Here is a 16,972-nt window from a genome sequence, read left to right on the forward strand (position 1 = left end):
CGGCCTGTTCGAGAAGGTCCTGATCGCCAATCGCGGCGAGATCGCGCTTCGCATCCACCGCGCCTGTCGCGAGATGGGCATTAAAACCGTGGCGGTGCATTCCACCGCCGACGCCGACGCCATGCATGTCCGTCTGGCGGACGAAAGCGTGTGCATCGGCCCGCCCTCGGCCAAGGAAAGCTATCTCAACATCCCGGCCATCCTGTCGGCGGCGGCGATCACGGGGGCGGACGCCATCCACCCCGGCATCGGTTTCATGTCGGAGAACGCCCAGTTCGCCCAGATGGTGGAGGAGCACGGCTTCGCCTGGATCGGCCCGTCGCCGGAACACATCCGCATCATGGGCGACAAGGTCACGGCCAAGCGCACGGTGCTGGATTTGGGCCTGCCGGTCGTCCCCGGCTCCGACGGCCCGGTGGAGACGCCGGAGGTGGCGCTGATCAACGCCGCCCGCATCGGCTATCCCGTGCTGATCAAGGCGGCCGCCGGTGGTGGCGGCAAGGGCATGAAGGTGGCCTGGAGCGAGGGCGAGCTGCGCGAGGCCTACCAGCTGGCCCGGGGCGAAGCGCGCGCCGCCTTCGGCAACGACCAGGTCTACATGGAAAAGTACCTGGCCAAGCCCCGCCACATCGAAATCCAGCTGCTGGGCGACCATCACGGCAACGTCGTGCATTTCGGCGAGCGTGACTGCTCGATCCAGCGCCGCCACCAGAAGGTGGTGGAGGAGGCGCCGTCGCCGGCGCTGAACGCCGAGGAGCGGGCCTTCATCGGCAGCCTGGCGGCCAAGACGGCGGCGGCCTTCGGCTATCGCGGCGTCGGCACGATGGAGTTCCTGTACGAGAACGGGCAGTTCTACTTCATCGAGATGAACACCCGCCTGCAGATCGAGCATACGATCAGCGAGATGATCACGGGCATCGACCTGGTGCGTGAGCAAATCCGCGTGGCCACCGGCGCGCCGCTGGGCTATGGCCAGGACGACATCAAGTTCAACGGCCATTCCATCGAATGCCGCGTGAACGCCGAGAACCCGGTGACCTTCGCCCCAAGCCCCGGCAGGATCGATGGCTACCACGCCCCGGGCGGCCTGGGCGTGCGTGTCGACAGCGCCCTGTACGACGGCTATCGCGTGCCGCCCCACTATGACAGCATGATCGCCAAGCTGATCGTCCACGGCAACAGCCGCAACGAATGCCTGATGCGCCTGCGCCGCGCCATCGAGGAATTCGTCATCGGCGGCATCGACACCACCCTGCCCCTGCACCAGCGCATCATCGCCCAGCCGGACTTCATCAACGGCGACTATGACATCCGCTGGCTGGAGGAATGGATGAAGAACCAGCCGGCCGGCTGATCCTTCCCCTTTGGCAGCGCCTTCCACGCCCAGGCCCGGGATCGACCTCACGGTCGGCCCCGGGCCTGTCGCTTTTCCGGGAACCCGGACGGCGACGCGCCCGGATAGCGACTGCGCGTCCGCGGGAAATGCTCTACCTTTCCCCCATTGAGCGCGACCTTGGGACCGGCATGGCCTTCCTGATCTTCATCGTCCTTCTGGTGGCCCTGTGGGCCCTGCTGCGCGCCGAGAAGGCGGAGCAGCGCCTGCGCCAGCTGGGCGCCCAGTTGGACACTGTGAGCCAGCGGCTGGCGGTGCTGGAGGGCGGAAGGGCCGCACCGCCCGTGCCGGTCGCCCCGGCGGGCCCGGTCCTCCCGGAAAGCGTCGAGCCTCCCCCGCCGCCGTCTTCCATCGTCCCGCATCCAGTCTCCCCGGCCCCCCTCCCGGTGGCGCCCACCCTGGAGCAGACGCTGGGCACACGCTGGCTGGTCTGGCTGGGTGCCCTGGCTGTCGCGCTGGCGGGCGTTTTCCTGGCCAAGTATGCCGTGGACCAGGGCCTGCTGGGCCCAGCCGTGCGCCTTAGCGTGGGGGTGCTGTTCGGCGTCGGCCTGACGGCGGCGGGCGACCAGTTGCGCCGGCGGAGCCCGCAGGGGGGCCAGGCCCTCCACATCGCCTCCATCCCGGCGGCGCTGACCGCGGCGGGCCTGGCGATCGCCTTCGCCTGCATCTATGCCGCCCACGCCTTGCATGGCCTGATCGGCGCTGGCGCCACCATCGCTGGCTTGGCCGCCCTGTCAGCCGCCGCCTTCCTGCTGGCGCTCAGCCATGGTGGCAGCGACGGGCGCCCCGCCGGCGCCTTCATCGCCCTGCTGGGCCTGGGCGGCGGCCTCGCCGTGCCCGCCCTGGTGCCCGCGGAGCATCCATCGGCCTGGGCCTTGTTCGGCTATTTGGCTGTGCTGAACACCGCCACCCTCGCCGTGGCCTGGCGCCTGCCCACCGCCTGGCTGGGCCTGCCGGTACTGGGAGGGGCGGCCTTGTGGGTCGCCACCACGCTGGGCCATGACGCGGAAGCGTTGCCCATCGTCCTGTTCCTGATCGCCCTGGCGGCGGCCGGCCTGGGCTTCGGTCGCCTGATCCTGCGCGATGGAACCCCCAGGACCGCGCTGACGGACGCGTGGCTCGCCACCGCCATGGGCGCCGTGCCGCTGCTGCTGGATTGGCTGGTGTTGACCGCCACGGACTATGACGCCGCCGGCATCGCCGGGCTGGCCATCCTGTCCCTGCTAGCCGTCGCCGCCGCGCGCCTGGCCCCCGTGACCGCGGTGATGGAGGGCCTGGCGCCCATCGCCGCCGGCATCGTCACCCTGGCACTGGCCCAAGGCTATACCGCGCAGGGCGCCGCCCTGCCCTATGGCGCCCAACTGGGCGTGGCCGGCGCCCTGGGCCTGGCCCTGGCGATGGCCGGGCTGAGCGCCCTGGGCGCCCAGGGTGGCAACCCGACAGCCCATCGCCCCGCCCTGTGGGCCTGGACCGCGGCGGCCCCCCTGACGGCGCTGGCCTGGGCCGGGTGGACATTCGACCGTGGCACGCTGCCGGACGGCGCCTGGGTGGCGGTCGCCACCGCGCTGGCCGGCGGCGCGGCGACGGCGGCGGCCTGGGCGGGGGCCGAGGCACGGCAGCGCCCCGTGCCCACCGCCTTCGTCATCGCCGCCCTGGCCCTGGCCGGGCTGGCGTTGGCCACCCTGCTGCGGCAGGCTTGGCTGACAGCGGCCTTGGCACTGCTGGTGCCGGCCCTGGCGTCGCTTGAAACGCGGGTGAAGGCCGGGCCGCTCGGCGACGCCCTGCGCCGCGGGGCCTTGGTGGTGGCGCTGGCGGTGGCCATCCGCCTGACGCTGAACCCCTGGGTGCTGACCTATCCGCTGAACGGCGCCTCCCCCCTCAACTGGTTGCTCTGGGGGTACGGCCTGCCGGCGCTGGCTTGTGCCGCCGGCGCCTGGCTGCTGGGCCGCCGCCGGGATGACCGGCCGGCGCGAGGGCTACAGGCGATCGGCCTGGTCCTGGGCCTGCTGTTCGCCTGCCTGGAAATCCAGGTGATGCAGACCGGCACCCTGACCAGTGATCCCTTCGCCCTGCTGCCCACCAGCCTGCGCACGGCGCTGTTCCTGGTGGTGGCCCTGGCGCTTGCCGGCCGGCCGAGCGGCGGCGGGCCGGTGGCGCGCGTTGGCGCCCGCCTCCTGGTGCGGGTGGCCGCGGTCCAGGTGGTTGCGCTACACCTGGGCCTGCTGAACCCGCTGTGGTCGAGCGAAGGGGTGGGGCCGTGGCCGGTGCTGAACCTGCTGCTGCTGGTCTACGGCCTGCCGGCCCTGCTGTTCGCCCTGGTCGCCTGGCGGCAGGAAGCCGCCCCCGCCCGCCGCGCCCTGGTCATCCTGGTGCTGGTCCTGGCCTTCGCGCTGCTGTCGCTGGAGGTGCGCCAGGCCTTCCACGGCACGCGGCTGTCGGGCGGGCCCCGCACGGACGCGGAGTGGTACAGCTATTCCGCCGCCTGGCTGGTCTACGCCTTGGCGCTGCTGGGCCTGGGGGTGCGCACCCGCCGGGCGGATCTGCGCTACGCTTCGCTGGCGGTGCTGTTGGTGACGGTGCTGAAGGTGTTTCTGTCCGACATGGCCGATCTGACCGGCCTGCTGCGCATCCTGTCCTTCCTGGGCCTGGGCCTCTGCCTCATGGGCATCGGCTATGTCTACCAGCGGGTGGTCTTCGCGGCCGCCCGGACGCCCGCGACCGGGGAGCCCGCCCCCTGATGCGCCTGACACCGGAATTGCTGCTGCGCGCCTATTCCATGGGGGTCTTCCCCATGGCGGAGTCGGCCGACGATGACGAAATCTTTTGGTTCGATCCGCCGGAGCGGGGGATCCTGCCGCTGGAGGGCTTCCACGCCCCCCGGCGCCTGCTGCGGACCGTGCGCCAGGGTCGCTTCCAGGTCAGCGTCGACACCGACTTCGCCGGGGTGATGCGGGCCTGCGGCGAATCCACCACCGACCGGCCCGAAACCTGGATCAATGCCCAGATCCTGGAGGCCTATGTCGCGCTGCACCGCCAGGGCCGGGCCCATTCCGTGGAATGCCGGCGTGACGGCCATCTGGTGGGCGGGCTGTACGGCGTCTCGCTGGGCGGAGCCTTTTTCGGGGAAAGCATGTTCTCGCGCGAGACGGACGCCAGCAAGGTGGCGCTGGTGCACCTGGTGGCCCGGCTGCGGGCCGGCGGCTACAGCCTGTTGGACACCCAGTTCGTCACCACCCACCTGTCGCAATTCGGGGCCATCGAAATTCCCCGGGCCCGCTATCGGGCCCTGCTGGCCCAGGCGCTACCCCAGCCGGCGCGCTTTCACTGCGGCTTGGGGGAAGCGGCCTTGGTCGCGGGGTTTTTGCAGTCCACCACCCAGACGTCGTAGACGGGGTCTTCCATCGCCGACAAGGCGGGGCTGGAGGCGAACATCCAGCCGGTGAAGACCTTGGCGGCCGGGTCGTCGGGCTTCGCCTCGACAATGTCGAGGAACGCGGCCGACTCCGGCTCCTCGATCGGCGTGGTCTTGCGGCAGGCCCGGGCCGCCACCGTCAGCTGGCCGAAACGGCCGCTCTGCCCCACCGGGATTTCCACGGTGGAGACGCGGCCCGTCACCTTGTCCAGACCACCGAGCACGGCGATCTTCATGTCCTCGAACGTCCGGGGTGCCACCGGCTGCGGCGGCAACGGGGGCAGCGGCGTCACGGGGGAGGCCGCCCCTTCCACCGGGGGGGTGGCGCCCTGGGCGCCTGCGGCCGCCTGATCCGCCGCCCCCTGGGCCGGAGTGGCCTGGCCGGCGGCGGCGGGGCCGGTCACCGGCTGGCTGGTCGGCGGCTGTTCTTCCGGCGCCTGGTCAGCGGACTTCACGGTCGGCGGTACGGGCGGCGTGCCGGGTATGGTGGGCGCGCCGGTGCTGGCGCCCTGGGCCCAGGCGCCCGCCGCGACGGCCAGCGCCAGACACGCGGCCGCCGCCGACAGCAGGCGCCGCTGGCTCATTTCCCGCCGCCGTTGAGCAGGCCCTTGGACGGGTCGGCCTTGGGCGCTGCGGGCTGCGGGTCCGCCTTGGGGGCCGGCTGAGCGGCATCGCCGCCCTTGTTGCCACCGCCACCCGCCGCGCTGAAGATGAAGCGGCCGAGCAAGTCTTCCAGGTTCACCGCCGACTGGGTGTACTGGATGCGACCGCCGGGCTTCAGCATCTCTTCCTCGCCGCCGGGCTGCAGATTCAGGTAACGGCCACCCAGCAGGCTTTCAGAGGCGATGCCGGCGCTGGTGTCCACCGGCAGATGGATTTGATTGTCGATCTGCACCTCGACCACCGCCTGATAGGTCTTCGGGTCCAGATAGGCCTTGGTGACCGAACCGACCTTCACACCGCTGATGCGCACGTCGTTGCCGGTGGCCAGGCCCCCGGTGCTGGCGAAACGGGCCTGCAGGGCGTAGCCCGACACGGCGCGGACATTGGCCGTGGTGTAGGCGACGTAGAGGAAGAACGCCGCCACCACCAGGACGACGGCCCCCAGCACGGTTTCGATCACATTGCTGCGCATTCTCTTCCTCTGAAAACCCTAGAAATAAGACAAGTCCCACCCAACGCAAGCCACCCTGGGCTGAGCCCGAGGGGGCCTTGGCCGACAGCGTCGACGGGGGGGGCCGGGTCCCGGGGACCCGATCCCCGCCCCGATCTGACACGTGAAGGAGCCACGGGCGCCGTCGGTCCGTAAAAGGCCGGCGACGTCAGCCGCATCCCCTTACGCGGGCGTCCAGGGCTCGTAATCGCCGGTGGCGGCGGCACGGTGGCCGCCTTCGTAGGTGTGCCCTGGCGGCCGGTAGGCGGCCACGGTGCCGGTGGGGTTGGCCTCATGCGGCTTCACCCACGGCTTGTGGTAGGCGCTGTTCTCCGGCAGGGGCTGTTCCATGGTGTAGTGCAGCCAGCCATGCCATTCCGCCGGAATGGCCGAGGCCTCCGGTTCACCGGCGAACAGCACCCAGCGGCGCACCTTCATGCCCGGCCGCGCCTTCTTTTCCCGGAAGTAGCGGTTGCCGAACCGGTCGGTGCCCACCAGCTCGCCCCGCCGGGAAATCAGCAGGCGGATCGACATTTGGGACAGCCAGGTCAGGAGGGAGATGCGTTGGGTCATGGGCGAAAACCAGGAAAGTGTGAACGGAGCCAAGCGCCTGCCAGCGGGCCCCCCGGAACAAACCGGGCGGACTATGGCAGTTTCAACACGGGACGTCCATACGCTGACGCCCCACGGCGACGCTGGGGGGTGGCATGGCAGCTCCCGAACGGAAGGACGTGGCCACGCGGAAGGATAGCCCCCCTGTCCCACCCCCCCTAAAGGAATATTTTATCCCATTGACGTTGGGAAAGCGGACACGTGGGCGTGGGTGGAAGGCGTGGTACGGATGCGAAGCGTGACGGGTGTGCGATGAGGCAATCGACAGGTGACGCCCTGCGGCCGGCGTTGATCCTCCGCCCCCTGCCCCCGGCGGTCCCGGTGATGTCCGTCCTGCTGGAAGCGTTGAATGCCGTTTCCCAGGGCGTGCTGGTGGCCGGGGCCGACTGCCTGATCCGCTTCTGCAACACCGCCTTCACCTCCATGACGGGCTATGGGGTGGCGGACGTGCTGGGGCGCGGCTGTGACCTGCTGTGCGGGCCGGACACCGACCCCGCCACGGTCCGCGCCCTTAGCGACTGCATGGACCAGGGCGTGCCGTTCACCGGTGACGTGCTGAATTACACCAGGGACGGCCAGCCGTTCTGGAACGAGCTTTCCGTCACGCCGGTGCGCGGCCCGGACGGCGCCGTCAGCCATTTCATCAGCGTCCATCGCGACATCAGCGCCCGCAAGAGGGCGGAGGATGCGCTGCGCGACGCGGCCCAGCACCACCGCTTCCTGCAGGACCGTGTGCTGGCGGGCGTCATCGTCCGCGCCGCCGACAGCCGTCTGCGCTACGCCAACGCCACCGCCTGCCGCCTGCTGGGGCTCAGCGAGGACGCCGTCCTGGGGACCTACGAGACTGATCCACGCTGGCGCTTCGTGCGTGAGGACGGCAGCCCGGTTCCCGCGGAGGACCTGCCGGGCAGTTTGGCGCTACGCGGCCGCGTCGATGTCCAGAACGTTCTTCTGGGGCTGGAAAGGGATGTCGGGTCCTCCCCGATCTGGTTGATGTACAACGCCTATCCCGTGCTGGACGGCGCCGGGCGGCCGGTCGAGGCGGTCATCAGCTTCACCGACGTCACCGACCTGAAAAAAGCCCAGCAATCGCTGGAAAAGTCGGAGGAGCGGCTGCGGCTGGTGCTGCGGGGATCCCAGGATGCGCCCTGGGACTGGGATCTGCTGAATTCCGTCCTTTATTATTCCCCCCGCTGGTGGGAGATGATCGGCTACCAGGATGGCGAGCTGTGCACCGACCCCAGCCTGTGGGAGACCTTGAGCCATCCGGAGGACCGGGAGGCCTGCCGGGCGGAGTTCCACGCCGCACTGAAGAGCGGTCAGGAAAGTTATGAGATGGAGTTCCGCCTGCGCCACAAGGACGGCCACTACGTGCCGATCCTGTCGCGGGGCTTCATCCTGCGCGACGGCACCGGCCGCCCCGTGCGCGTCTCCGGCACCAATACCAACCTGACGGAGCGCAAGCAGGCGGAAGCGCGAATCCACCAGTTGGCCTTCTATGACACGCTGACCGATCTGCCCAATCGCAGCCTGGTGATCGAGCATCTGCGCCGGGCGCTGCTGTCGGCGAAGCGGGGGGCCGCCCAGGGCGCCCTGCTGTTCATCGACCTGGACCATTTCAAGGTTCTGAACGACACGCTGGGCCATGACAAAGGCGACGAGTTGCTGCGCCAGGTGGCCACCCGCCTGCGCGGCTGTGTGCGCCCATCGGACATTGTCGCCCGGTTGGGCGGCGACGAATTCGTCGTCATGCTGGAAAACCTGGATGCCACGGCGAGTCAGGCCGCCTTGGCGGCCAGGACGGTGGGCCGGAAGGTCATGGCGCTGTTCGACACGCCCTTCCCCTTGGACGGCGATAGCCACCGCACCACGGCCAGCGTCGGCATCGCCCTGTTCGGCCCGGAGACGGACGGGGTGGACTGCCTGATGAAACAGGCCGACCTCGCGATGTACACGGCCAAGGCGGGCGGGCGGAACACGCTGCGCTTCTTCGACGCCTGCATACAGTTGGCGATGGATAAGCGCCTGGCCTTGGAAAAGGACCTGCGGGAAGGGCTGGAACGCGGTCAGATGGCCATCCACCTTCAGCCCCAGGTGAACCAGGCGGGGAAAGTGGTGGGCGCGGAAGTCCTGCTGCGCTGGTACCACCCGGAGCGCGGCCCGGTTTCCCCGACGGAATTCATCCCCCTGGCCGAATCCACCGGCTTGATCCTGCCGCTGGGCAAATGGGTGCTGAAGGAGGCTTGCGCCACGCTGCGCCGGTGGGCCGACCACCCGGCGCTCTCCCGGCTGACGCTATCGGTCAATGTCAGCGCCCGCCAGTTCCTCGAGTCGGACTTCGACCGCCAGGTGCTGGACATCCTGGCCGCCAGCGGCGCCAACCCCTGCCACCTGAAGCTGGAGTTGACGGAAAGCCTGCTGGCCCACGACGTCGCCGACATCGTCGAGAAGATGGGCACGCTGCGGGAAAGGGGCGTGCGCTTTTCCCTGGACGATTTCGGCACCGGCTATTCGTCGCTGGGATATTTGCAGCGCCTGCCCCTGGACGAGCTGAAGATCGACCGGATGTTCGTGTGCGACGTGCTGTCCAACCCCAATGACGCCAGCATCGCCCGCATCATCCTGTCCCTGGCCCAGAACCTGGGGCTGTCGGTGACCGCCGAAGGGGTGGAGACGGCGGGACAGCTCGACTTCCTGCGGGCCAACGGCTGCCGCCAGTATCAGGGCTTCCTGTTCGGCCATCCGGTTCCCGTGGCCGCGTTCGAGGCGGGCATCCCGGCCCCCCTGTAGTCGGGACCGGCGCCCGGTTTATCGCTGGCGGGCCCGCCAGCGGCGCCAGGCGGCGACCGGACCATGGTCGGCCCGGATCTCCCAGATGAACAGCAGGACGCCGGCGAAGACCAGCGGCAGCACATAATAGAGGAAACGATAGGCCAGCAGGGCGCCGATGGCGCCCCCAGCGGGCCCGTGGCCACGCAGGCCCAGCAGCAGGATGGTCTCGAACACGCCCAGCCCGCCCGGCACGTGACTGACGATGGCGATGGCCAGACCGGCGCAGAACAGGGCGGTGAACTCCATGAAGCCCACGGCCACCTCCGGCGGCAGCAGGGTCCACAGCGCCGCCGCCGACAGCAGGATCTCCATGGAAGCGATGACGATCTGCGACAGCATCACGCCGGAAGACGGCAGGGCGAAGGACCAGCGCCACAGGCGCACCGGCTTGTGGGTCACCGCCGCCGCCACCGTCATGGCGCCCAGGCCCACCAGCACCAGCGCCGCGATGCCCTGCAACAGCCAGGCGGGCACGTTCAGCATGTCCGCCCCTACCTCCGGCCCGATGGCCACGCCCAGCGCGCCGGTGAAGGTGATGCCCAGGGTGAAGGTGGTGGTGGAGAAAACGACGATCTTGGCGATATCCGCCGCCGACAGCCCCGCCACGGAATAGACGCGGTAGCGCACCGACCCGCCGCTGATGACGGCGAACCCCACATTGTTGGAAATGGCGTAGCCGGCGAAGCTGCCCAGGCCCACGGTGCGGTAGGGCAGTTTGATGCCCAGATATTTGAGGGCGGAAACGTCGTACAGCGTCATCACCAGATAGGCTGACGCCACCAGTCCCGCCGCCTGCGCCACGGAGGCCCAAGGCAGCAGCCGGACATAGGCCCACACCTCCGCCGGGCGGAAGTCACGGGCGACATGGCGCACGGCCAGGGCCACCAGCCCCAGCAGAACCAGGGCGGTCACCAGGGTGGTGATGCGCTTCGTCCAGTTGGGCTTCGACGCCGTCTCCTCCATCACCGCTTTCCCGGGGCCGGCGGTATCGCCCTGGCCCCTGCCCGCCGTGCCGCGCGCCGCCGGATCGATGACCACTGGATGATGATAGGCCGGGCGATTGGGGCGCTGGTCGGGGCTGCGCTCAGGGGACATTCGGTACGGGGTTCTCGGGAGATAAGCAGGGAGCCGGTGTGCCAAGGGGGGCACCCTGCCATCTTCCAGGGGGGTTGGAAACCCAAAAGCGCGGGCGCACCCACCGCCCCCCCACACCTGGGCACGCCCCCACGCCCGCCCCAAACCGGGAAGTCGGCGGCCGGGGGCATTCTTCAGTTGGCGAACGAAGACCCCGCTGAACGGCCGTAACGGCGGCGGCGCGCCAGAATCGCCCCCTGTCCGAAGAGTCAACCACAACCCGTAGACACCTGCCCGTTTGGCACCACAAAATGTCGTTGATGGTCGAAACATGGTGGCATACGCTTTTCCTACATACAGCATCTTGGGGTGCTGTCGCGGCGCGAGCACCGGGGGCCGGCCCAGGTTTTGGGGCGGTTTCGCCTGTTTCCAGGGCCCTTCCTTACCGGGCAACGATCCCCGGAATCGGACGTGCCCCCGCGACACCCACCCCTTTCACCAGGAACTCAAAGGTCGGGGCACCATGCGCATCGAGAGACGATTCACGGTCGACGGTCGGGACGCTTACGAGGGGATCGCCTTTCGCACGGCGACCAGCGAGATCCGCAACCCCGATGGATCGGTGGTTTTCCAGGCCAAGGACATCGAGGTGCCGGCGGACTGGAGCCAGGTGGCGTGTGACATCCTGGCCCAGAAATATTTCCGCCGCGCCGGCGTGCCCGCCCGCCTGAAGAAGGTGGAGGAAAACGACGTCCCGTCCTTCCTGTGGCGCCATGTGGCTGACGGGGAAGCGCTGGCGGGCGTCGCCGCCAAGGAGCGCACGGGCGGTGAGACGTCCGCCCGCCAGGTGTTCGACCGCCTGGCCGGCACCTGGGCCTATTGGGGCTGGAAGGGCGGCTATTTCGATGGCGAGGCCGATGCCAGCGCCTATTTCGATGAGATGCGCCACATGCTGGCCCGCCAGATGGCGGCGCCCAACAGCCCTCAATGGTTCAACACCGGCCTGCACTGGGCCTATGGCATCGACGGCCCGGCCCAGGGCCACCACTATGTCGACTTCAAAACCGGCGATCTGGTGGCCAGCCAGTCCGCCTACGAGCATCCGCAGCCCCACGCCTGCTTCATCCAGTCCGTCGCCGACGACCTGGTGAACGAGGGCGGCATCATGGACCTGTGGGTGCGCGAGGCCCGGCTGTTCAAGTACGGCTCCGGCACCGGCTCCAACTTCTCCGCCCTGCGCGGCGATGGCGAAAAGCTGTCGGGCGGCGGCCGTTCCTCCGGCCTGATGAGCTTCCTCAAGATCGGTGACCGCGCCGCCGGCGCCATCAAGTCCGGCGGCACCACCCGCCGCGCCGCCAAGATGGTGACGGTGGACCTGGACCATCCGGACATCGAGGCCTACATCGACTGGAAGGTGACCGAGGAGCAGAAGGTCTGTGCCCTGGTGGCCGGGTCCAAGATGGCCAACAAGCACCTGAACGCCATCATGGCGGCGGCGACCGAGGGCATGGGCCCGGATGCCGAGCGCCTGGACCCGACGAAGAACAAGGCGCTGAAGCGGGCGATCATCGACGCCCGCAAGTCCATGATCCCGGAGAACTACATCCAGCGGGTCATCCAGTTCGCCGGCCAGGGCTACACCCAGATGGAGTTCCAGACCTATGACACGGACTGGGATTCCAGCGCCTACCTGACCGTGTCGGGCCAGAACTCCAACAACTCGGTGCGCGTGCCCGACAGCTTCATCCGCGCGGTGAAGGACGACGCCGACTGGAACCTGATCCGCCGCACCGACGGCAAGGTGGCCAAGACCGTCAAGGCCCGCGACCTGTGGGACAAGATCGGCCACGCCGCCTGGCAGTCGGCCGACCCGGGCGTGCAGTACGACACCACCATCAACGACTGGCACACCTGCCCCGAGTCCGGCCGCATCAACGCGTCCAACCCCTGCTCGGAATACATGTTCCTGGACGACACCGCCTGCAACCTGGCGTCCCTGAACCTGATGGAGTTCCGCCGGGCCGACGGGTCGTTCGACACCGACGCCTTCCGGCATGCCTGCCGGCTGTGGACGGTGGCGCTGGAAATCTCCGTCCTCATGGCGCAGTTCCCCTCCAAGGAGATCGCGCGCCTGTCCTACGAGTACCGCACCCTGGGCCTGGGCTTCGCCAACATCGGCGGCCTGTTGATGGCCGCGGGCATCCCCTATGACAGCGCCGAGGGCCGTGCCATCTGCGGCGCCATCAGCGCGCAGATGACCGGCGTCGCCTATGCCACGTCGGCCGAGATGGCGGGCGAGCTGGGCCCCTTCCCCGGCTACGCCCCCAACGCGAAGGCCATGCTGCGCGTCATCCGCAACCATCGCCGTGCCGCCTATGGTGCCGGCGAGGGCTATGAAGAGCTGTCCGTCAACCCGGTGCCCCTGGATGCCGAGGACTGCCCGGACCAGCGGCTGATCGCGGCCGCCCGCCGCGCCTGGGATGAGGCGCTGGAACTGGGTCAGAAGCACGGCTACCGCAACGCCCAGGCCACGGTGGTCGCCCCCACCGGCACCATCGGCCTGGTGATGGATTGTGACACCACCGGCATCGAGCCGGACTTCGCCCTGGTGAAGTTCAAGAAGCTGGCCGGCGGCGGCTACTTCAAGATTATCAACCGCGTGGTGCCGGAGGCCCTGTCCCGCCTGGGCTATTCCGCCACCGACGTGGCCCGCATCGAGCGCTACGCCGTCGGCCACGGCACCCTGAAGGGCGCGCCCGGCGTGAACCATGAGACGCTGGCGGCCAAGGGCTTCGGCCCCGCCGAACTGGAGAAGGTCGAGACGGCCGTCGCCAACGCCTTCGACATCAAGTTCGCCTTCAACAAATGGACCTTCGGCGAGGCCTTCCTGACCGGCCCCCTGGGCGTGCCGGCCCACAAGCTGGAGGAATTCGGCTTCGACCTGCTGGCCCATCTGGGCTTCACCAAGGCCGAGATCGAGGCCGCCAACGTCTATTGCAGCGGCGCCATGACCCTGGAAGGCGCCCCGGGCCTGAAGGCGGAGCATCTGCCGGTGTTCGACTGCGCCAGCCCGTGCGGCAAGATCGGCACCCGCTACCTGTCGGCGGAAAGCCACATCCGCATGATGGCGGCGTCCCAGCCCTTCATCTCCGGCGCCATCTCCAAGACCATCAACATGCCCAACCACGCCACGGTGGAGGCGTGCAAGGACGCCTACATGCTGTCGTGGAGCCTGGGCCTGAAGGCCAACGCGCTCTACCGCGACGGCAGTAAGCTGTCCCAGCCGCTGAACGCCCAGGTGCTGGAGGAGGATGACGAGGACGATTTCGGCGAGACCACGCTGGAGCGCGTGCTGGAAGCCCCGGCCGCCACCCGCGTGGAGGTGGTGACCGAGCGCATCGTGGAAAAGGTGGTGGAGAAGGTGGTGCGCGCCCAGCGCGACCGCCTGCCCCACCGCCGCAAGGGCTATACCCAGAAGGCCATGGTCGGCGGCCACAAGGTTTACCTGCGCACCGGCGAGTACGAGGACGGCAAGCTGGGCGAAATCTTCATCGACATGCACAAGGAGGGCGCCGCCTTCCGCTCGCTGATGAACAACTTCGCCATCGCCATCTCGCTGGGCCTGCAATACGGCGTGCCGCTGGAGGAGTATGTGGAGGCCTTCACCTTCACCCGCTTCGAGCCCGCCGGCATGGTCCAGGGCAACGACGCCATCAAGATGGCGACGTCCATCCTGGACTATGTGTTCCGTGAGCTGGCCATCAGCTACCTGTCGCGCACCGACCTGGCGCACGCCACGCCGGAGGACATGCTGCCCGACACCATGGGCGGCGGCGTGAAGCAGAGCGACCTGCCGCCGCACGCGGCCGAGGTGGCGGAAGAGACGCTGAACGCCGTGGCGCGCATCACCTCCACCGGCTATGTCCGCAACAACCTGCCCAACCTGCGGGTCCTGCCCGGCGGCCAGGCCGGCCGCGCCGTCGCCGCCTTCCAGACGGCCACCACCACCAGCGTGGAAACCCACGTCGCCACCGGCACCCACGGCGCGCCCCAGGCGTTCTCGTCCTTGACCCGCGCGGAAAAGGTGGTGACCGGCACCAGCTACGGCGGCGCCATCGCCGGCGGCGGCGACGCCCGCTGGGAAAAGGTCAAGGAAGCCCGCGCCAAGGGCTATGAAGGCGACCCCTGCCCCGAGTGCCAGAACATGACGCTGGTGCGCAACGGGACGTGCCTCAAGTGCGATACTTGCGGCAGCACGACGGGGTGCAGCTGAGGGGGCTGAGCGCTGTTATTATGAAATGCCACATAAAATGACTCAGGACACCCATAGCCTGACTCAGATCTAAGAAATTGAGCCCGCCGCAGATCGTCTGCGGCGGGCTTTTTCTTCCCTCAATCGCCTAATTCTAAACCTCTTTAAGATGTCGCATTCCGATTGCCGATGTCGTCAGGAAGCATCGGTCGGTAAATGGTTTTTACGAACCGCTTCTAGGGCATCAACTAAATCCTGGAAGCGCCCCATCTGCCGAGCCTGCCAGTGTTCTTCTGACCATAGCCACAACCTCCCATCACGAGCCACGAGTCGCACAGCCGACGCATCAATTGCTTGAAGATGCGATAGCAAATTTGCCGGCAAAACAATCCGACCATCTGCGTCCAGAGTAAGCCTGAGGTAGCGATCCATTGCCGCCAAAGCCAGCTCGGTACGCCGAGGCTCAGGCGTCACAGAGAGTAGCCTTTCCAACTCATTAGTGAGTTGGGCGCCTGCTGGCGCCCATGGCGTGATCTCAGCCGATCTGTCCGCCTCCAACGTCCCGAGCAAAGCGATCGAACCCGATTGCTCCCACTTAAGTCGTCTCCGTAACGACAGTGGCAGAGGCATCCGGTCCTTTGAGGACAGCAGCACGACTTCAGACCACGCAGACGCATGGACCTTGGCGAACGGGTTCCAGGAGGAGGGGCGGCCACCAGACATGGGACGATTTGGGATTAATTGCCAAAAGTTGTCCAAGAGTTATCACCAGCTATATCCACAAAGACCAGCGCCGTCGACAGCGGAATACGTTGACCGCTGCCCTGAACCTGCTACTGTCCTGGGAATAATTAGGTGACCTCGATGTACGCTTACCCCCTTACCAACTTTCAGCCGGCCGCTGTTTCGTCCCCGCGTGAGCTGACGGAAATTATCTGCTGGTCCCGGATGCAGGCCGAAGCCGGTCAGGACCTAGCGTCAATCGTTTCGCGCAAGGAATTGGAACGTTCGGCGGGAGATGGTGTTTTTTGTTGGGGGGTAGGGAACGCCGCGTCACGCGCCGTCGCCTTCCATGCAAGAGACGCGTCCGAAATCGATGTCGTGTTTTCGATTATGAAGTCACGACCGAAACAGATAGACGTGGCACCGACCCAGGTGCTGATATGGCGATCGTATTTTGACCACAACGGTACCGAGCGTTCGTTGCCAGCGAATTCACTAATCACCAGCCGCGGCGGGAATGGGGCGCGAACTAAGGAATCCCATTATGCCCTCATGTGCCGCTCTGAAACTCCCCTTGAGCTAGGGGATTTCGGACCATTTGATCCTGCAGCCTATCGGAATGTGTCGGCTACTGGCGCACCAATAGGTGCTTCGCAAGTTACCGCACTGTTGCGAAGGGTCAATACGGAGTGCTCAAACGGCGCCTATCGTATAAATTTGCGTGCTAAATTCACCAAAAGTTATTGGGTGAAATTGAGCGATCCTATTGATTTGTCTCATTCCAAACAGGCGCTTTTAAAGCTGAGCCTTGCTGACATCAATTCATATTCAGTTGATGATTGGTTGGATCTAATATCAGAACTACGCGCTCACTCCGGCAGAACTATTGTAAAAGCTAGAGAACAGCTTTCCTTATTCTGAATGACGGGGCGCATAAAGATAGTAATTTGTTTTAAGCACCTGCGGAGACAAACGACGTGGACGCTAGGAGCATCGAACTCAAGAAAAAACTAAAGAAGGCAGGTCTCAGCGACCAGGTCGTAGAAGCTGCTTGGCCGGCTTGGTGGAGTGACGAAGCTGCAGATTCTATCTCGGCTCGCGCAGAACTTCGATTCGGCTTATCGCGAAAGCTTGGTATTTCTCCGAAAGCTTTGTCAGAAGATAGAGTGGAATTCGTTTGGCGAGATGCGGCGCGCTTTAAGCATTTGAGTGGCGAAGATTTAACGCAACGTGCTGCGCTAGAATCATTTGGCATTTCGGTTGCCCGCATTATCTTTCAGGGTTTTCCGGAAGAGAATACCTTCGACATTCCTTCGGCTAAGGAGCTTCGCTCCGCCGTCCTAATGAATAATCGATTTGTTGACCTATCCTCTTTGATTGCTCTCTGCTGGGGCTTAGGCATTCCCGTCATCCACTTGCGCGTATTTGTGAATCGGCGTGGAATAAGGACCCCGTATGAGGGGTGATCGGCGTCCAATCGGGACCCCTTTTGTGCGGGTTCATACTGGCTCCCATGGCAAT

Annotated in this window: 12 protein-coding genes; 7 read left to right on the plus strand and 5 right to left on the minus strand. The window is 66.9% G+C overall.

Annotated elements, in window-relative coordinates:
* Nucleotides 1-4: 4 nt before the first annotated feature.
* The 3 genes from accC to aat all read left to right on the plus strand — a co-directional run bounded on the left by accC (nt 5) and on the right by aat (nt 4,781).
* Entirely contained in the window at nt 5-1,354 is a 1,350-nt protein-coding gene (gene accC / locus FHS74_RS26940) for an acetyl-CoA carboxylase biotin carboxylase subunit (RefSeq protein ID WP_184807370.1), read from the plus strand.
* Between the two features lie 170 nt (nt 1,355-1,524).
* Complete coding sequence (locus tag FHS74_RS26945; RefSeq protein ID WP_184807352.1) at nt 1,525-4,131, plus strand: DUF2339 domain-containing protein; 2,607 nt, start codon at nt 1,525-1,527, stop codon at nt 4,129-4,131.
* On the plus strand, nt 4,131-4,781 hold the full coding sequence (gene aat, locus FHS74_RS26950; protein ID WP_184807353.1) for a leucyl/phenylalanyl-tRNA--protein transferase: 651 nt from the start codon (nt 4,131-4,133) through the stop codon (nt 4,779-4,781). The genes FHS74_RS26945 and aat overlap by 1 nt, the downstream gene beginning before the upstream one ends.
* Here aat and FHS74_RS30695 read toward each other — a convergent pair.
* The 3 genes from FHS74_RS30695 to FHS74_RS26965 all read right to left on the minus strand — a co-directional run bounded on the left by FHS74_RS30695 (nt 4,715) and on the right by FHS74_RS26965 (nt 6,531).
* The gene (locus FHS74_RS30695; RefSeq protein WP_246463396.1) at nt 4,715-5,389 is read right to left on the minus strand and encodes a DUF2155 domain-containing protein; all 675 of its coding nucleotides are present in this window, start codon (nt 5,387-5,389) and stop codon (nt 4,715-4,717) included. The two genes, aat and FHS74_RS30695, sit on opposite strands and share 67 nt — an antisense overlap.
* Nucleotides 5,386-5,940 (minus strand): outer membrane lipid asymmetry maintenance protein MlaD, encoded by a 555-nt coding sequence (gene mlaD, locus FHS74_RS26960; RefSeq protein ID WP_184807354.1) that lies wholly within the window; start codon nt 5,938-5,940, stop codon nt 5,386-5,388. The genes FHS74_RS30695 and mlaD overlap by 4 nt, the downstream gene beginning before the upstream one ends.
* A gap of 201 nt (nt 5,941-6,141) precedes the next feature.
* Entirely contained in the window at nt 6,142-6,531 is a 390-nt protein-coding gene (locus FHS74_RS26965; protein WP_184807355.1) for an NADH:ubiquinone oxidoreductase subunit NDUFA12, read from the minus strand.
* 291 nt (nt 6,532-6,822) lie between these two features.
* Here FHS74_RS26965 and FHS74_RS26970 point away from each other — a divergent pair, with 291 nt between their 5' ends.
* On the plus strand, nt 6,823-9,360 hold the full coding sequence (locus FHS74_RS26970) for a sensor domain-containing protein (RefSeq protein WP_184807356.1): 2,538 nt from the start codon (nt 6,823-6,825) through the stop codon (nt 9,358-9,360).
* 18 nt (nt 9,361-9,378) lie between these two features.
* Here FHS74_RS26970 and FHS74_RS26975 read toward each other — a convergent pair whose 3' ends face one another.
* The gene (locus FHS74_RS26975) at nt 9,379-10,497 is read right to left on the minus strand and encodes a putative bifunctional lysylphosphatidylglycerol flippase/synthetase (protein ID WP_246463397.1); all 1,119 of its coding nucleotides are present in this window, start codon (nt 10,495-10,497) and stop codon (nt 9,379-9,381) included.
* A 502-nt stretch (nt 10,498-10,999) separates the two neighbouring features.
* On the opposite strand from FHS74_RS26975, the gene FHS74_RS26980 reads away from it, so the two are divergent.
* Nucleotides 11,000-14,749 (plus strand): vitamin B12-dependent ribonucleotide reductase, encoded by a 3,750-nt coding sequence (locus FHS74_RS26980; protein ID WP_184807357.1) that lies wholly within the window; start codon nt 11,000-11,002, stop codon nt 14,747-14,749.
* Nucleotides 14,750-14,923: 174 nt separating this feature from the next.
* Here FHS74_RS26980 and FHS74_RS26985 read toward each other — a convergent pair whose 3' ends face one another.
* The gene (locus FHS74_RS26985) at nt 14,924-15,160 is read right to left on the minus strand and encodes a division/cell wall cluster transcriptional repressor MraZ (RefSeq protein WP_184807358.1); all 237 of its coding nucleotides are present in this window, start codon (nt 15,158-15,160) and stop codon (nt 14,924-14,926) included.
* 423 nt (nt 15,161-15,583) lie between these two features.
* Here FHS74_RS26985 and FHS74_RS26990 point away from each other — a divergent pair, with 423 nt between their 5' ends.
* Both FHS74_RS26990 and FHS74_RS26995 read left to right on the plus strand, forming a co-directional pair.
* Nucleotides 15,584-16,372 (plus strand): hypothetical protein, encoded by a 789-nt coding sequence (locus FHS74_RS26990; RefSeq protein WP_184807359.1) that lies wholly within the window; start codon nt 15,584-15,586, stop codon nt 16,370-16,372.
* Nucleotides 16,373-16,428: 56 nt separating this feature from the next.
* Entirely contained in the window at nt 16,429-16,917 is a 489-nt protein-coding gene (locus FHS74_RS26995) for a hypothetical protein (RefSeq protein ID WP_184807360.1), read from the plus strand.
* Nucleotides 16,918-16,972 lie beyond the last annotated feature (55 nt).

This window comes from Nitrospirillum iridis (assembly GCF_014205765.1).
In the GTDB taxonomy this organism is placed as follows: Bacteria; Pseudomonadota; Alphaproteobacteria; order Azospirillales; family Azospirillaceae; genus Nitrospirillum; species Nitrospirillum iridis.